Below are 16,389 nucleotides of genomic sequence, written 5' to 3' on the forward strand. Positions count from 1 at the left end.
CCAGCTCGGCGACGCTCAGGGCGAGCAGGGCCGGCAAGGGCGCCAGCTCGGTCACGGTCAGCTCGGCACCAGTGAGAACAGAGATAGTGGTGTCGGTCATGGGCGCGGCCTCACTCATCGCGTTCGGATGTGGAGATGCGGCCGGCGGCGCGTTCGAACTCGAACACCGCGGTGAGCGGGTAGCCGATGCGGCTGCCGAGCTTCATGTACTTGGGGCCGCGGCCTTCGTTGCGCCAGCGCTCGAGCGTTCTCTCGCTCACGCCCCAGCGCAAGGCCAGTTCATCGGCGCGCAGCACCTCGCGTTTGACCGGTTCCCGCGAAGCAAGGGCGGCGGGACTGCCAGTCGTGCGGGGGACTCGCCCCCGTTGAGATGTCGTCAACATTGATCCTCCGGTGAATGGGTGTGTGCGCGCACCGGAGGCATTGGAGATTTCTGGCAGCGAACTGTCAGCGAACTGGGCAGCGAACTTTTGCGAAAGTTCCAGTTCGCTGCCGAGGTCGATCCGCGGTTGGGAGAGGCGAAAAGGCGAGAAGAAGGGCCAGCATCGTGGTTTGTGCTTCAACCTGGTGCACAGCGGCTGACCAGCAGCGAACTGAGTTCGCTGCTGGCGGGAGACAAACGAGGCCGCTGCCCAAAAGCAGTACGTCCAGCGGCCTTCGGGGAGGGAGCAGCGAACTCAGTTCGCTGCTGGCCCGGCGCACAGCGGCAAGGACGGCCGGGGCGCCTGGATGCGGAGTTGGAGGGGCAGCGAACTCAGTTTGCTGTCAGCGTGGAGGACGAAGGCGCTCTGAAGGGGGCGGTGGCTGGGCGCCGCGCCGGGTCGGAGCCAGCCGACCGGCGCAGTTCCCCTTCACAGTTTCAGCGCATACGTGCCCTCACGAGCGTTGACTTCCACCAACCGCGAGTAGGCGTAGCGCGGCGCCTCGTACTCGGGCTTCCCCTTGTTCTCGGTTTTCACCTTGAACACTTCGGCCGGCTTGTTGCCTTTCAGTCCGGCGCGCGCCATCACCACCTCGCCCTTTCGTGGTTCTCCGTTGAACGACCAGAGCGCCCTGAAGACGGCAGCCTGGGCCCGAGTGAGGCGGATTGGGTTGTGAGGGTAGTCCTTCAGGAACACCCACTCAAAGTCGTCTGAGAACGGCCCGTGGACGGCTTCCACCGGCCTCTGCGCTGCGCGGGCCAGCTCCGCCCGCGGGGACGGCGGCGGCTCGATACAGCTCAGGCGCGAGCCGTTCAGGACGAAGCAGCGCTGCAGCGGCATCCACATGATGCCCTCCTCGAACGGCTCGGCCGGCAGAGGCAGGCTTGTTTGAGGCGTCAGCGCCAGCGCGCGCCCCGTGGTGCTTGAGCGCATCCGTCCGAGCAGCGCGGAGCGCGCCCAGAGCCGGCTGACGCAACGTGCGAGCAGCACCGGCTCATGGCGCAGCGAACCCAGTCGCCACACGCCCTCAGCCAACTCCACGGGCCCGTCGTTGCCGGAAATGCCGAGCGCCAGGCGCAGCTGCGCGGCGAGCCAGCGGGTGTCGAGCTCGACCGTGAGCCGGTAGTCCGGTGTCACCGTGACGATCCCACAGTCCGGGCAGTCGCAGCCGACGGCGGTCCCGCCAGAGCCGCCGAGATCCACAACGTGGCCGTGCTGCTGGTGGCACTCGGGGCACAAGACGTAGGGGTTGTTGTCCGGGCGCGCCTCGACGACGTGCGCTTCGACGAGTGCCGAGAGCAGCACTCGCTGATCGCAGGGGAGGGCGGCTATCAGTGTCGGGGTCGAGCGCTTGAACAGGGTGCACGCGAAATTCCAGACTTGTGCGTCCCACGTCACGGACTAGGCTCCACCGTGTGCTCCGGCATTCCGGTCGGCAAGGAGGGTGCCTCGAAGGTCTGCTCGGGGCGCAGGATGCCCATGTCGATCAAATAGCTCTCCAGCTGGCGCTGCAGGCTCGCCTCGAACTTGTGCAGGTTCACGCGACCGCGATCGGTGATCTCCAGGCAGATCTGCCGCATTCGGCTTCGACCTGGCTCTGGCGGGTAGTAAAGCGCGATGTCGGCCGCGGTGATCCTCCATCCGTCGGTGAGCGGATGGTCCTCGCACCACATCTCCTTCAGCAACTCGGTGACAGAGCGCCGCCCGCCCGCGGCGGTCGCGCTGCACTCCAGCTTCAAGGTGCCGGCCGGGCTGATCAGGGACAGCGACTTCACCTGCACGACCGAGAAACCGTCCTCGATCGCCCGGGGAACCCGGAAGCCGTCGCGCAGCGGGGAAAGATTGAGCCGGGGCCGCAGAACGCGCTGTGCGTCCACATCACATTCCAGCAGGTGGCGGGCGAATGCGTTCACCAGCATGTGGTGGAACTTGGCGCCGCCGCGCACCAGGGAGCGGGTGGCGCCCGTGCGCGGCGCGTACTCCAGGACGATGTGGATCGTGGGGTGGCCGATGCGCTGGCGAACGGCGTCGCCGTCGAACTCCAGCAGCAGGTTCGGCAGGTCCTTGACGTGGAGCGTCAGGACGAAGACGTCGTTGCTGCGCTCGAACAACTGCGCCACGCACCGGTCGCCGCAGCCGAACTGCTGCCGGTAGAAGGCGCCCACCTCGGCGCACAGGGCCTGCAACGCCTCCGCATCACGCCGGGGCACCACCTTGCAGCCGAGGTCATGCTGCTGCGCGCGAGCGACGTTCGCGTCCAGGTATTCCGCGGCGCAGGACTGATCAAAGATGGCGCGGTAGCACACATAGAGCCAGAACGATCGGTGCAAATCGCTCTTGCACCTGACGAGCGCCAGGAAGACGTCGCCGTGGGTGGCTGCGGCCTCGAACATGGCGTCGCGGCCGAGAGGGTGGGCCAGCTGCGCCCCTCGCTGCAGGCCGGCAATGATCCGCTCTCGGACCTGCGAGTTCTCAAGGGTTTGAACGGCTTGGACGACGGCAGGCGCGACGGCCTCGCAGCCTTCGGATGGCTGAAGAGGCACTTCGAGGCCCTGGTCCGCCAGCCAGGTGTGCAGCACTTCGTCTTGGGCGAGATGGGTCAGCACGTCCACATACGTCCACATCTTGGTCACGCTTCGCTCTCCGACTTGTTGCAGGGATCCAACCCTGCGGTTGTTGTTGCATATACACACACAAGTGTCCGGCGGGTATCGAACCCCCACTAACCCGCTAGAACCCGATACGCCGCCGAGAGTAAACCCTAGCATGGAAACGGTTCTTTGTACTGCTGCTTACCAATGTCATCACATCAAACTCGCAGGTCTGACAGGGAAACCGGCGGGGGCTTGGCGCCCCGGCCTCCGCAGCAGGAAGTCGCCGACCTGCTGGCCGGCGCGCTGCTGCGCTTGCGCGCCTGGACCACTGCGGCTCCCGCGCCACTTCACTCGGACATAGAGACGGTTGGACTTGGCTTCCTGCCCACCCAGAGCGTGAATGCCAACCCCTCTCAACCGAAACGGAGTTGACGCATGACGACCTTCGCACCGGCACGACCGGGTCCTGCAGTGGCGAGCCTGGCCGAGCAGATCGCCCAGCTGCCGCACCTGGACATGGAGCAGCTGTGGGCCCGCTGGGACGCGCTGTTCGACGACCGGCCCGCCCACCACAACCGGGTCTACCTGGAGAGCCGCATTGCCTATCGACTGCAGGAGCGCGCCTTCGGCGGCTTGTCGCCCTCGGTGCGCCGCCGGCTGGAGAGCATCGGCGAAACCGGCATCGTGCCGCGGCTCAGCCAGCGCGAGGCGAACGGCCTGCTGCCAGGGACGCTCCTGACCCGCGTGTATGACGGCATCGAGCACCGGGTGGTGACACGCGGTCCCAATGACTTCGAATACCAGGGCCGGCGCTACAGGAGCCTGTCGGCCATCGCCCGCGCTATCACCGGCACGCAGTGGAGCGGGCCGGCGTTTTTTGGGATCAGGACGCCGCGCCAGGGAGGAAAGGCATGAAGGCCTCACGCGCACCCCTGGCCGCCCCGGTGGCGCTCCAAAGGCGCTGCGCGGTCTACACCCGCAAGTCCACGGACGAAGGGCTCGATCAGGACTACAACAGCCTGGAGGCACAGCGGGATGCCGGCCTCGCCTACATCGCCAGCCAGCGCCACGAAGGCTGGGTCGTGGTGCACGACGGCTACGACGACCCGGCTTACTCCGGCGGCAACCTGGAGCGGCCGGCGCTGCAGCGCCTGCTCGCGGACATCCATGCCGGGCGCATCGACGTCGTGGTCGTCTACAAGATCGACCGGCTCACGCGCAGCTTGACGGACTTCGCCCGGCTGGTCGATGTGTTCGACCGGCATGGCGTGTCCTTCGTGTCGGTCACCCAGCAGTTCAACACCACCAGCAGCATGGGGCGCCTCACGCTCAACGTGCTGCTGTCCTTCGCCCAGTTCGAGCGCGAGGTCACCGGTGAGCGGATCCGGGACAAGATCGCGGCGAGCAAGGCCAAGGGCATGTGGATGGGTGGCATGCCGCCGCTCGGCTACGACGTGCAGGACCGCCGCCTGGTGGTCAACGAGGCCGAGGCCGATCTGGTGCGCGACATCTTCCGGCGCTTCGCCGAGCACGGCTCGCCCGCCCGGCTGGTGCGCGAGCTGGCCATCGAGGGGCGCACCACCAAGTCGTGGGTGACGCAGGCCGGCACCCACCGGCCCGGCCGTTTCATCGACCAGACCCATATCGGCAAGCTCCTGCGCAACCGCGTCTACCTCGGCGAGATCGTCCACAAGGGAACGAGCTACGAGGGACAGCACGAGCCCATCGTCTCGCAGGCGCTGTGGGATGCCGCGCACGCGATCCGCGACCAGCGGCGCAGAGGCGCCCAGGAGCGCCGGACCGAGCATCCGGCGTTGCTGGCCGGGCTGCTGTTCGCGCCGGACGGGCAGCGCATGCTGCCGACCTATACCGCCAAGAAGGGGGGCAAGCGGTACCGCTACTACGTCTCGTCCCTCTACAAGCGCCGGTGTGCCGGTTCAGTGGCGGAGCCGGGGAAGTCCGACATCGGCCTGCTGCCGGCGGCGGAGATCGAAGGGGCCGTACTCCAGCAACTACAGGCGACGCTGCGGCAGCCAGAGATGGTGATCGCCGTCTGGATGGCCGCGCAGCGCCTCCCTGAAGGCCGGGAGATCGACGAGCCGCAGGCGGTGGTGGCCCTGCAGCGCATCGGCGACGTGTGGGAGCAGCTGTTCCCGGCGGAGCAGCAGCGCATCGCCCGCTTGCTGATCGAGCGGGTGCAGCTGCACGACGGCGGGCTCGACATCGTCTGGCGCGAGGACGGCTGGTCCGGCTTTGGCCCTGAGATCCAGCGGCACCGGTTTGTGGAGGAGCAGCGGCTCCTGGTCGAGGAAGAGGAGGGCGTTTGATGGGCAATGCGGTCAAGTTGAAGGGCAGCGCCCGGCAGGTGGTCACCGTCGAGGGCGCGGGCCAGCCGCGGCAGCACAGCACCGGAGTGCAGAGGGTGACGGTTGTCCCGCTGAAGATCCGGCGCCGGCACATCCGCAAAGTGCTGACGCCGCCGGCGGGGGACGGCGGGGCGCCGACCCGGTCCTCGTTCGACCTATCGATGATCAAGGTACTCGGCAAGGCGTTCTACTGGCAGCGGTTGATGGAATCCGGGGAGGTCAGCAGCACGAAGGAACTGGCCCGGCAGCTCAAGCTGGACCCGGGCTGGGTCGCGGAGGTCTTGCGTCTCACGCTGCTAGCGCCCGACATCGTGGAGGCGATCTTCGAGGGCAAGCAGCCGCGTCATCTCCATCTGCAGCTGCTGAGGGGCCGGACCGACCTGCTCCCGAGGGAGTGGGCTCGGCAGCGGGAGATCCTCGGGCTCACGTCACCGCCTTCAAACTCCGAATGCGAATGAGCACCCCCTCCAGATCCCGGGAATCAACGGGCTTGCTCAGGTGGGCGTCAAATCCGCTGATGCTGGCCAGCTCCATGGTCTCCCACTCGGGCGCGCCCGTCATGGCAACGAGGATCACACCCCAGCCGCGCGTCTGACGCAGGGACTCGGCAGCCTCGTAGCCATCCATCACCGGCATGTTCAAGTCGAGGACGACCATGTCGGGTTCGAAGCGCCGCGCCACCTCCAAGCCTTGCTGCCCGTCATAAGCGGAGCAGGCCTCATACCCTTTCAGCTGGAGCACCGCCGCCAGCGAGTCCGCGAGATCTGCGTGGTCGTCCACGATGAGCACTCGTGTCGCTCGTGTGGTCGCCGCCACCGGGGGGCTCTGTACGATCTGAACTTCGGCGGCACTCATCAGCGCTCGCTCATCGTGGCATTGCCATCCCATAAAGCACCCAGCACGTAGAGGCAGCGCGTTGGCGGGAGCATGGGCCGATGTTCCCCATGGAGCAAGAGGAGCAAGAGGCCATGACTTCGTAGTGAACATAAGGAATGCGGGTGGCTAGGCCGTGCGCCTAGCTTCCTGTAGATGGATGACACCATGCGTTCTCTCCCAATGAGGTGGTGAGGACGCATGGTGACCCTTGATCAAAATCAGAGGGAATATGCAGATTCTCACTGCGTGATGTCCGGTCGGCTGCACTGTGATCGCAGCGTCGCTAACGCAGCAGCGTCAGTCAGCTGCGACGAAGGAACCGTGAAGCCCGACAGGTAGTGCGTAGGGCAGTCGGGCTTGCATCACTGGTCCGGCGCGCAATGCCCCAGCATCGAAGACAGACAGAACGGTCTGCTGCTCCAGCAAGTCCAGAGCACTGCCGATCACCCATCGTTGGCCCGGAACGTTGCAGTCGCTGGCAATGACATGCTCCTCCACCAGCCAATCCGCACCGTACTCATAGAAGTCGACACCACCTTCCTCGACATCGAAGCTGGCGACCTGGTCGAAGCCGGGGACAGTGGGGTCGCGCTGTGGACTGCGGCGGGCGAAGACCACTTGGCGGTAGCGTTGGCCGATCTCTTCGGCGGCAACCGCCGGGTACTCTCCCTCAAGATCATGGCGGGTTTGATAGTCGACGCTACCCTTGCGGGTATCGATTGTGATCAGCGTCATGCGCGTGCCGCCGTAGTGGCGGTACTCTCCCTTCATGAGGGTCCAGCCCGCGAGCATCGCGCGTGGTTGGTCGTCTCTCATGCAGTCGAGCCGGATAACGCCGTCGTCGTCCTCCCACGCATTGCCGATGTGGAAGACATTCGACGCCGGCAGTTCGAACCGCTGTTCGCTCCAGTCGCGCAAGTCCACCACCACGACGCGCAGCCCGAGGGAGGGGCGCCACTCGCACGCGGCGCCGAACGGCAAGCCACCGCGGATCCGATCAGGACTCAAGGCCAGCGGCGGCGCCAGGAAAACCAGATGCCGCGAGGTCACCGCGAAGTCGTGAAGGGTGGCCGAGTGGGGGATCGAGAGGCTTCGCACGTCGATGAGCGCGCCGCTGGCCGACACATGGAAGACCCTCACCAGGCCTTCTGCGGCCACGCAGCCGAAGTTCCACATCGTGCCGTCGGGCATCCGGCGCGGATGGGCAGAAAAGGCGGCGGCTTTCAGGTCGTCCCGCCAGGTCTTGATGCCGAGAGTCTCCAACGTGTTGGGATCGACCCGGTAGGCCGAGCCGGGCTCCCACAGCGCAAGCATCTCGCCCGCACAGGGCACGATGTTGATGTTGCCGGCGTTCATTTCTTCCATGGGTTCCGGCAGGTTGCGGGAACCTTCCACATGCGTGCCGAAGCCGCTGACCAGGCGCTTGCCGGCCGCCTTCTCGCGCAAGTATTTCTCGGTGCGCAGGTAGCGCGCCTGGTGCGTCACACCTTCGTCCCGCAAGCGAAAGGCTTGCAGCAGCCCGTCACCGTCCCAGCGGTGCGCGTAGCGTTGCCCGGCCATGTCGTGCAAGGCCGGTCCGGTGCGGAAGAACGTGCCGCGCAGGCCCGCCGGGAGGGCGCCCTGAAGCGCCACCGGCCCGGCCTGGACCGATTCCGCATCGAAAGACCGGTAACCCAGCGTCCAGGGCTGATGCCGGGCGTTCTGGAAGGCGGCACGTATCCCTTCCCCGTCCCAATGACCGGACAGATCGAACGGCGGTTTGAAATCTGCTGCGTGCGGGGAAGATCCTGTTTGCGACGTCATTTCGGTCTCCTTCATTTGACGAGCGCCGTGGCGGGTAAATGCACCCGCATCACGGTGCCACTGCCTACCCGGGACTTCACCTCGATGGTGTAGCCCAGACACTCCGACAGGCGTTTGACCACGGCCAGGCCGAGCCCGACACCGGCGCAGCTCTCCACGCCGCCCGGCCCGTCCTGTTGACCCTGATGAAACGCCTCGAAAATTCGTGCCAGCTCTTCCTTCGGCACACCTGGACCGTCATCCCACACATCGATGAGACAAGCACCGGCACGCCGTCTCGCGCTCACAAGGACCCGGCTTCTGGCGAACTTGAGTGCGTTCGACACCAGGTTCTCGAGGATGCGAAGCAGCATCGTCTCGTCCGTGAGCAAGCACACAGCGGTCCCACGCATGCGCAGATCGATTCTCCGGCTCATCGCCACTTCCTCAAAGTGCAGGTCGATGTTCTGGAGAATGTCTTGAACTGAGACAGCTGCGAGCTTCGGCCGCAAGGCGTGCCGCTCCAGCCTCGCAAACTCAAGCACATCCGTGACGTAGGCGTCGAGGTCCTCGACGGCCGCGGCGAGGCGCTTGAGCGGAGAGTCCGTAGCGCCGGGCGAGAACTGAAGTTGGGAGGAGTGCGCGAGCAGCTTGATCGCGTGCAATCGCTGCCGGAAGTCGTGGCTGGCACCGTTGAAGAACGAGGAGCGCGCTTCCAGTTCGGTGGCCACGTCCGCCTGCAGCGCTTCGAGCGCCATGTTGGCCTCTTGCAGCTCTGAGACCAGCAGGTCGACCTTGTCGCTGCGCTGCAGGTAGTTGGTGACCTGCTTGACCACGATGAAGACGGTCAACAGCACCAACGCGACCCCGCTGACCACGAGCAACGGGAGCCATGCAGACGGCGCCCACGTGGCGTGTCGGAGTTGGACCGCGAAGGGGACCCAAAGTGCCACGGCGTGTACCGCGGCAGCAAGGTGGGATACGGGTGCGCTGCCCATCGCCGCCACGGTCATCAACACCAGCACCATCAGGAGCATCACGAAGGTCGGTGTCAGCTCCTGCCCGACGAAGAGAACCGAAGTGGCGATCCAGAAGGCACCCGACAGCAGCACTGCGAAGAGCGGAGTCAACCGCGCCACTGGCTTTTGTGCGAGCGCCAGCGGCGAGTTGGGGAACATGAACCGCGTAAAGAGAACGCGCCGCACGATAAGAATCAAGACGCCGGCGATGACCCATTGAGTCAAAGCGGCACGCGGTATCGTCGGGGACAGCCATTCACCAAGGTACATCAGCAACAGGCTGAGCGCGAACGTCGCTTCGATGACACGCACTTGGGTCATCGCGAAGGCGCGCGTGGCCGCAGTCGCGCTGGTCACCCACTTCCATCGCGCGTCCTCTTGGCTGGTGACTTCCACGGCCTCGGCCGTTTCCTCCTGGGAGTAGCCGTATCGCAGGACGGAGTAGTAGCCCGACGCCTGCTGGCCCTTGGCGACCCTGATCGTTTCGTTCATCGGTTCCTCGCTGTGGTATCGCGGATCTCGGACGGCTCGACCGGGCTACCTCCCCGGCCCGTCATCCCTGTCGTGGCCTTCCCCAGGAGGTCGCAGGGGCAGGGCGGCGCTGGAGCCGTCGCCGAACGACGCGTGTTGCTCCAGAGTTGGAGAAAGCAGCCCCAACTCCATGGCCTTCGCAACGGCATGCGCCCGGCCTGTCACACCGAGGACGCGCAGGATGGAAGCCATGTGGTTGTTGACCGTGCCTTCAGACAAGTTGAGCGCGACGCCGATCTGCTTCGACCCCAGGCCTTGAGCGACAAGCTGGAGCAGTTGGAGTTGCCGTCGTGTGAGGCGGGTCGTGGGCGGTGCCGGCGTGAGGGTGGCAGACATGTACACGTGTTCGCCAGCCAGCATGCGGGACAACGCGTCCGAGAAGTCCGGGACTGGAAGCGCCTTGCCGATGTAGCCGAGCAAGCCCAGTTGGCGGGTAGCTTCGATGAATTCCTGCTTGGTGTTGGCACTCACGACGCAGGTCCGGCTGGCCAGGCCCCGGTCGGCGACTTCGCGGACCAAGGACAGGCCCTGTGCACCCGGTACGTCGAGATCGAGCAGTATGCGAAACCACGCCTGCTCCCGCTGCAGCACCGTCTGCGTCTGAGCGGCCGTATGGCAGATCACCAGATCGGAGCGGGTCCCGCAGCGCTTTAGCAGATCCGCCGTGGCTTCGGCCACCAGCGGGTGGTCCTCGACGATCAGGATCGGCAGTGTCTCGTTCGCGGCACAGCGTGGGGTGGGACAGTCGGACTGGGTCATCTATCGAGCGGGTCAGGTGCAGGCCTCGTGGCTGGAGCACGGCTGCGGTTCCAGATGAAATGCGACCTTGCTGTGTTTGCCAGGATGGCGAAAAATCCGCCACGCGCAGATCTGACAGGAAACTCACGCGCTTTGCCGGCAACCCTCGCGACCGGCAAGCGATGGCCGTGTGCAGTAAGGCGGTGGCCGCCAAAAGAAGCGCAGCATTTCTACTGCATGCGCTGGTATCGAACAGCGCAGGAACAGTGGACCCTGCACCCTTCCCTGAACCGACAGGTCTCTTTATCCTGTCCCTGCGGCAGACGCCGCAAAGGCGCTGCGCGGTCTACACCCGCAAGTCGACCAACGAAGGGCTGGACCAGGACTACAACAGCCTCGAGGCCCAGCGGGATGCCGGCCTGGCCTACATTGCCAGCCAGCGGCACGAAGGCTGGGTCCCCGTGCACGACGGCTACGACGACCCGGCTTACTCCGGCGGCAACCTGGAGCGGCCAGCGCTGCAGCGCCTGCTCGCAGATATCGACGCCGGTCGGGTCGACATCGTGGTGGTCTACAAGATCGACCGGCTCACGCTACTGCTTCCGGACCGAAGTAGCGGTCGTAGGGAAACACCAACAGGTCAACGGAGCACCGTTTACCAAGATCTCGTACCAAGGTCTACCTTGCGGCGCGCTCCATTGGCTGCTGCAATCCAGAAGAGTCCGGATGATGTCCCGCTTCGAGCGAGCGATCCCAAAAGGGACTTCCACTTCCCTGCACCTCCCGGTCACTCGGAAGGAACCCATCGTTTGTCACGTATGACACGATCAAGCATGCTCATAGTGAGTGGCCGGTACTCGCCCTGATCCCTAGCTGCTTTGCCTGCAAAAGGCACGATCCAAAGCAGCACACGGGTGAGCATGTTTCGCCCAGCGAACTCCGGCGGGAAGAACTTGTCGAACTCGAATCCACTCAGGTCGACCTGATAGTGATCAACCAGAACGCCCATGTAAGCTTCTGCGACATCTCCGTAGATGCGAAGGTCGTGATAGAGCCGTGTTTCCCATGTGCAGGCGGCAAGCTTCTTCTCAGGCAGACCGCAACGCCTCAGGTACTCACGCAACGGGTCGGACAACTCGCTCATGGTTTCAATCGCAAGATAACGCATCGTAGAGCTCGTACGCGCCCAGTGCACCACCTAAGTACGGCACTTTGCGAGCAAACCTGGTGATCAGGTTGCGCGTTGGCACCGAGTACCAGCCACGACTCGCTGCGGCGTGATTGAGCTGGCTAAACACCGATGTCGTTGAGCCTGATGGCCCGCCTCCAGCAATGCCCGTCCTAGGCTTACTGGCGAACGGGCCGAACAAACCGAGTGTACCGCCCACGGCAGAGTTGCCTACAGGACCAAGCGGGGTCTCCTTGCATGCGCAGCGCTCCTTCTTGTACTGCTCCAGGATGTAATCGAAAGCGTAGCCCACACCAATGCCGATCGCTATCGGTACGAATGCAATCTCACCCGTGGGGTCGATGTACAAGACAGGGTTTCCGTCGACATATGCGTACGTGTTGATGCCTCCAACCAGCCCGATCGGATCGCTCTGCACGTACCGCCCAGTGTGGGGGTTGTAGGTCCGAAAGTAGTTGTACGCGGTAGTGGTCTCCACATCGAAGTACTGCCCCGGGAACCGAAGGTGGAAGTCCAGCCGCTGCGCCGCCGCCTGCCCTTGGGGGGCCCCGTTGGCGGCTGTGATCCCGAAGGGCTCGCCGATGGCGCTCCACTCCCAGCGCTCGGCCCCCGCCGTGTCGGTGATCAACCGCGGCGTGTTCAGGTGGTCCGGGTGGATGTTGTGGATCGCGGGCGGGTTCGGCGTGCCGGTGGAACGCACCGGCTGCGTTGGTGTGGCCCCGGTGATCACCGCCACCGGCATGTCGTACAGCCAGATGTACTCGCGCTTGACAAGCTGACTCACATCGCTCTCGGCGATCAGCTGCCCCGCTTGGTCATAGTGGAAGTAGGTGTCGCTGGAACCGACGTACGCCGGCGGGCTGTAGGTGACGCCCCCCGAGCTCAGCGTGGAGCCAGCCTTGCGTATGCGCTGTCCCAGGCCGTTGTGGCTGTAGACGTGGCGCGCCAGCGGCCCGTAGCTGGTGCTGAGCCGCCCGGTCACCACCAGCCCCTCCCCGGTGGCGTAGGCGTAGTTGATGGTGCCCACCGGGTTGGCCGCGTCGACGGTGATGTTGCCGGTGGCATCGGTCGTGATCGCCTGTGCCGGCTTGCTGTCCTGCTGCACGCTCTGCAGCCGGTTGCTGGTGGCGGCATAGGTGTAGGTGGTCGTGCTGCTACCGGCTCCGCTGATCACCCGCTTCGTGCGGTTGCCGTTGAGGTCAAGATCGTAGCTGTAGGTGGCGCTGGGCAGCGTGGCCTGGATCAGCCGGTCGAGGTTGTCGTAGCCGTAGCTGGCCTTGATGGGTGTGCTCGCCGCGCCGGTGGCGATCTCGGTGATGCGGCTGGCGGCGTCGTACTTGATGCTGTACTGCGCCTGCTCGGCGCTGACACCCGGCGCGCCTTTGCCAAGGGTAAAACCGGTGATGCGGCCGTCCAGGTCGTAGCTGCGGCTGTAGCTCTGCACGGGAGCCGCGCTGCCGTTGCCGAACGTGAAGCTCTTGACGGCGTAATCGCCAACGCCCAAGGGCTGGTACTGCACCTTGCTGATCACCGCTTGAGCGGTGCCGGCGCCGGGATGGGTGGTGGTGATGGCGCTGATGCGGCCCTGGCTGTCGTACTGGTAGTCGACCTTGCGGCCGGACGGGTAGGTCAGCCCGAGCAGCCGACCGGTCTGCGCACCACTGCCCCAGCGGTAGCTGAGGGTGTGGGCCGGCGTGCAGTTCGTGGCGGTGCCCCAGATCTGGCAGCGCCGTGTCAGGCGGCCTTGCGCGTCGTAGGCGAACGCCAGCCGGCTGGTCTGCTGGGCGCTGGCGTTGAACTCGGTGATGCTGGTCAACCGGCCGCGGCCGTAGTTCTCGGATCCGGCCGCGGTGCTGTAGGCATCGTAGCCGTACACGGTCTTGGCACCGCCGGGGTAGGTGGCCTGTGTGAGCCGGTTCAGCGTATCGTAGGCATAGACAATCTTCTGCCCGCGGGCGTTTGTGACTTCGGTGACGTTGCCGGCGGCGTCGACCTTGCTCAAGGTGGTGCCGGTGTCGGGGCTGATCAGGTTGACCGGGTTGCCTAGGCCGTCGACGCCGTAGCTGCTGGTGTTGCGCCTGGGGTCGGTCACGCTGGTGAGTTGGTCGCGTTTGTCGTAGCCGTAGTCGATCTGCGGCTGGGCCGCGCCGGCTTTCGGGAGAGGCAGCCGCTGCTGGATCAGCCGCTGCAGGGCGTCGTAGCTTTGCACCCTCACCTGGCCGCGCGGGTCGGTGATCTTCGTGCGGTTGCCTTCGGCGTCGTATTCGTACTGGGTGATCGTGTCTTGCACGGGGGCGGCTTGGGCCCAGGCCGACAACGGCAGCGCCTGGGTGGTCACCAGTACGCCGACCAGGACGTGTTGTCCCCAGCGGAGCGAGGGGCGTCGTAGGCTCATGAAGTTCCTCCCCGAACGGTCCGGGTTGTTGGTGGGGCGTGATGCCGGGGTGTCGCTTCAGCGCGGCACGCCGGTGGTACTCTGCACTCGGCCCAGGGCGTCGTAGGTGCGTCCGATGTTGCGTGTCAACGTCCCACTCGGGTCCTTCACTGCTTCCTGGGTCCGGTGGCCGGCGTTGTCCAACGTGTAGCTCACCGAATTGCCAAGGCTGTCCTGGATGCTTATAAGGCGGTGGGCGTTGTCGTAGCCGTACACGACGGTGCTGCCGTCGGGCTGTGTCACCTTCTTCAGCAGGCCGGTGGGTTCGTATTCGTACTGAGTGCGCTGGCCGTTGACCGTCACGCTGCTCAGACGCTGGCGCGGCTCGTAGCTGTAATCGGTCACGATGCCGTTGGCGTCGATCTGCTTGAGTACCTGACCGTGCGGGTTGTACTGGGTGTAGCGGGTCACCTGCCCGGCCGGGTCGCTCACCTGCTTCAAGTCGCCCTGGGTCCAGTCCGCCGTGGTGTCGGGGTGGTACTCGTAACGGGTGACGTCGGCCACATCGGTGCGGGGACCGTCTTCGCTGAGCAGCTGGCCGTAGCGGTTATAGGTGTAGCGCCACTGGCGTGGCGCGACGCCGCTGGTCAGTGCGGCGGAGAAGCCCTTGCTGCCATCCGCGTCCGTTGTCGCTTGTTCGACCCGCTTGCACACTACGGCGATCGGCTTGCCGTCGGGCAGCTTCGCTTCGGACGGTGTGCAGCTGGCGGTTGCGCTGCCGTTGAAGGGATCGGGCTGGCCGTTGTAGACGGTCGTCACGATACGCCGCGGCTCGGCAACCTTGGTCTCCAGGTGCCAGTCGGGGTGCCACTGCCTGCTGGTTTTGCTCGCCTCTGGCGGCAGCGTGGCGCCGGAGGCGGTGTAGGTGTCGCAGGCGGCCGTGTTGGGCAGCCCCTCCACCCGTGCCGTCTCGAGGTTGCGTTGTGATTCATAGGCATGGCAGGTGCGCTTGCCATTGAAGTCGTCGCGGCTGCGCACGTTCCCCCTAGCGTCGTAGCTCATGTGGCTGGTCGCGGCCGCGCAGCCGGCCCCGGCCGGTTGCGACAAGGCGGTCCGGCGGGCGACGCCGAGCACGTTCTCGAAGCGGTAGGTGCGTGTTGCATTCAAAGGATCGGTGAGGCGGGACTCGCCCATTGCGGCGTCCGGCCCAGCGACACCCTGGTAGGCGACGGCGTAGCGGCCGACGGTCCGGTCGCCGCTGGCATGCAGCACTTCCTCGATCGCCCGGCCTTGGGCGTCGTAGCCGTAGCTGGCATGGCGGACGCCCTTTTCGTCAATGAGGCCGGTCAGCGCATGCGGCAGCTCGGTGCCTGCGGTGCGCGCCGACTCGTTGTAGACGTAGCGGCGCTGCTTCCCGTCGGTGTGGACCACCTGCTCCAGATTGGACCGGGCGTCGTAGCTGTAGCGCAGCACCGTGCCGCCCGGCAGCGTTAGCTGCGTGACGCGGCCCTCGCTGTCGTGGCTGAAACGGAGGGTTCGGCCAACATGGTCTCGCATGGTCGTCAGGTCACCCGGTGTTGGCTCTGCCGAACTGTAGGCAAGCTCCCAGCTGTCCCCTGCGGCGCCGTGCACCTCCACCAAACGTCCGTCGGCGTCGTACTGCTCGATCGTCGCGTGCTCGATGTCCCGGTAGCGCCACCCGGTCAACGTGCCGGTGGCCGGCAGTCGTTGCAGGCGGTCGTCGACATCCGCATCGGCGACCCAGGCGTCGCCGCTGGGCTTGAAGTACACGATGCGGCCGTCGGGCCGGTAGGCCGCCACCTGCTCACCGATCGGTACGACACGGGCGTCCAACGCACTGCGCCAGCTCGCACCGAACAGCGCGCCGGGCGCCGCAGCGGGCGTGCTGTTGTAGTACCGGGTGAGATTCAGCCCGCGAGGTGATGCCGTGCTGTAGTCCGATTCGCGCAGCGACTTGTTGCCGCTGCCGATCGCAATGGGACGCGGCGTGCGGTCGCACTCGTCGCCGAAGTTTTTCGGGATCGTTCCACAGTAGCGGGGAATGTGGATGTCAGCGCCAGAGCTGGCGGTGCAGAAATAGGTGGCCAGGCTCACCGGGGCGGTCGAGGCGGTGAGTGGACAGGACCGCGTGCCCGGGATCGCGCCGGCTTTGCGGTACAGCGGGAAGCACACCTCGTCACCCGGGATCGCCCATGCAGGCAGGGGGACAAGCAGGGCAGCGGCAAGCGACAGCAGCAGGGCCGTGCCTGAAGAGCCGCTGATACGATGGGAGTGGGAGGAGAGCGCGGGGGCCGGCGACGTGTCGAAGGCCGACGTGAGATGACGCACGTGCAAAAGCGTGCGCTCAACGTAATCGCTGTTCATGCTCCCTCCCTGGAGACGGTTCTGCGGTGAACGGGACCGTACTGCGCTTGTTGGAGTGTGCGTCTCTCACGACAGCGAGAAACACAGGCGAGCGCATGATAGGAGGAGCGTGG

The 16,389-nt window shown here is 65.6% G+C and carries 13 protein-coding genes and 1 pseudogene; 4 read left to right on the plus strand and 10 right to left on the minus strand.

All coding sequences use genetic code 11. The annotated features are described in order from the left end of the window. Positions 1-110 precede the first annotated feature (110 nt). From OOT46_RS00085 to OOT46_RS00095, 3 genes are all read right to left on the minus strand, one after another. The gene (locus OOT46_RS00085; RefSeq protein ID WP_265401533.1) at positions 111-296 is read right to left on the minus strand and encodes a helix-turn-helix transcriptional regulator; all 186 of its coding nucleotides are present in this window, start codon (positions 294-296) and stop codon (positions 111-113) included. Between the two features lie 555 nt (positions 297-851). Beyond that, the gene (locus OOT46_RS00090; RefSeq protein WP_265401534.1) at positions 852-1,820 is read right to left on the minus strand and encodes a hypothetical protein; all 969 of its coding nucleotides are present in this window, start codon (positions 1,818-1,820) and stop codon (positions 852-854) included. Then, positions 1,817-3,190 carry a hypothetical protein gene (locus OOT46_RS00095; protein ID WP_265401535.1) on the minus strand — a complete coding sequence of 458 codons (1,374 nt, stop codon included), beginning with the start codon at positions 3,188-3,190 and terminating at the stop codon, positions 1,817-1,819. The genes OOT46_RS00090 and OOT46_RS00095 overlap by 4 nt, the downstream gene beginning before the upstream one ends. A gap of 261 nt (positions 3,191-3,451) precedes the next feature. Here OOT46_RS00095 and OOT46_RS00100 point away from each other — a divergent pair, with 261 nt between their 5' ends. From OOT46_RS00100 to OOT46_RS00110, 3 genes are read left to right on the plus strand one after another with little or no spacing between them, the layout of a single operon-like run. Next, positions 3,452-3,931: a DUF2924 domain-containing protein gene (locus tag OOT46_RS00100; protein ID WP_265401536.1), complete on the plus strand. Its 480-nt coding sequence runs from the start codon at positions 3,452-3,454 to the stop codon at positions 3,929-3,931. Continuing rightward, positions 3,928-5,343 carry a recombinase family protein gene (locus OOT46_RS00105; RefSeq protein ID WP_265401537.1) on the plus strand — a complete coding sequence of 472 codons (1,416 nt, stop codon included), beginning with the start codon at positions 3,928-3,930 and terminating at the stop codon, positions 5,341-5,343. The genes OOT46_RS00100 and OOT46_RS00105 overlap by 4 nt, the downstream gene beginning before the upstream one ends. After that, positions 5,343-5,840, plus strand: a complete 498-nt coding sequence (locus tag OOT46_RS00110; RefSeq protein ID WP_265401538.1) for a hypothetical protein — start codon at positions 5,343-5,345, stop codon at positions 5,838-5,840. Before OOT46_RS00105 ends, OOT46_RS00110 begins: the two co-directional genes overlap by 1 nt. Here the strand turns inward: OOT46_RS00110 and OOT46_RS00115 are convergent. The 4 genes from OOT46_RS00115 to OOT46_RS00130 all read right to left on the minus strand — a co-directional run bounded on the left by OOT46_RS00115 (position 5,806) and on the right by OOT46_RS00130 (position 10,349). Further along, positions 5,806-6,237 (minus strand): response regulator, encoded by a 432-nt coding sequence (locus tag OOT46_RS00115; protein WP_265401539.1) that lies wholly within the window; start codon positions 6,235-6,237, stop codon positions 5,806-5,808. The two genes, OOT46_RS00110 and OOT46_RS00115, sit on opposite strands and share 35 nt — an antisense overlap. Before the next feature lie 318 nt (positions 6,238-6,555). Next, a complete protein-coding gene (locus tag OOT46_RS00120; RefSeq protein WP_265401540.1) occupies positions 6,556-8,076 on the minus strand; it encodes a carotenoid oxygenase family protein in 1,521 nt (506 codons plus the stop codon). Next, positions 8,073-9,551 (minus strand): sensor histidine kinase, encoded by a 1,479-nt coding sequence (locus OOT46_RS00125; RefSeq protein WP_265401541.1) that lies wholly within the window; start codon positions 9,549-9,551, stop codon positions 8,073-8,075. Before OOT46_RS00125 ends, OOT46_RS00120 begins: the two co-directional genes overlap by 4 nt. Before the next feature lie 45 nt (positions 9,552-9,596). Then, complete coding sequence (locus tag OOT46_RS00130) at positions 9,597-10,349, minus strand: response regulator transcription factor (RefSeq protein WP_265401542.1); 753 nt, start codon at positions 10,347-10,349, stop codon at positions 9,597-9,599. A 287-nt stretch (positions 10,350-10,636) separates the two neighbouring features. On the opposite strand from OOT46_RS00130, the pseudogene OOT46_RS00135 reads away from it, so the two are divergent. Next, positions 10,637-10,942, plus strand: a pseudogene (locus tag OOT46_RS00135) (recombinase family protein); the annotation flags it as partial. Between the two features lie 173 nt (positions 10,943-11,115). Here OOT46_RS00135 and OOT46_RS00140 read toward each other — a convergent pair. From OOT46_RS00140 to OOT46_RS00150, 3 genes are read right to left on the minus strand one after another with little or no spacing between them, the layout of a single operon-like run. Beyond that, a complete protein-coding gene (locus OOT46_RS00140; RefSeq protein ID WP_265401543.1) occupies positions 11,116-11,472 on the minus strand; it encodes a DUF1493 family protein in 357 nt (118 codons plus the stop codon). A gap of 4 nt (positions 11,473-11,476) precedes the next feature. After that, positions 11,477-13,912, minus strand: a complete 2,436-nt coding sequence (locus OOT46_RS00145; RefSeq protein WP_265401544.1) for an RHS repeat-associated core domain-containing protein — start codon at positions 13,910-13,912, stop codon at positions 11,477-11,479. 57 nt (positions 13,913-13,969) lie between these two features. Beyond that, positions 13,970-16,276 (minus strand): DUF6531 domain-containing protein, encoded by a 2,307-nt coding sequence (locus OOT46_RS00150; protein WP_265401545.1) that lies wholly within the window; start codon positions 16,274-16,276, stop codon positions 13,970-13,972. Positions 16,277-16,389: the final 113 nt, after the last annotated feature.

Origin of the sequence: Aquabacterium sp. A7-Y, assembly GCF_026153205.1 — a bacterium.
In the GTDB taxonomy this organism is placed as follows: domain Bacteria; phylum Pseudomonadota; class Gammaproteobacteria; order Burkholderiales; family Burkholderiaceae_C; genus Caldimonas.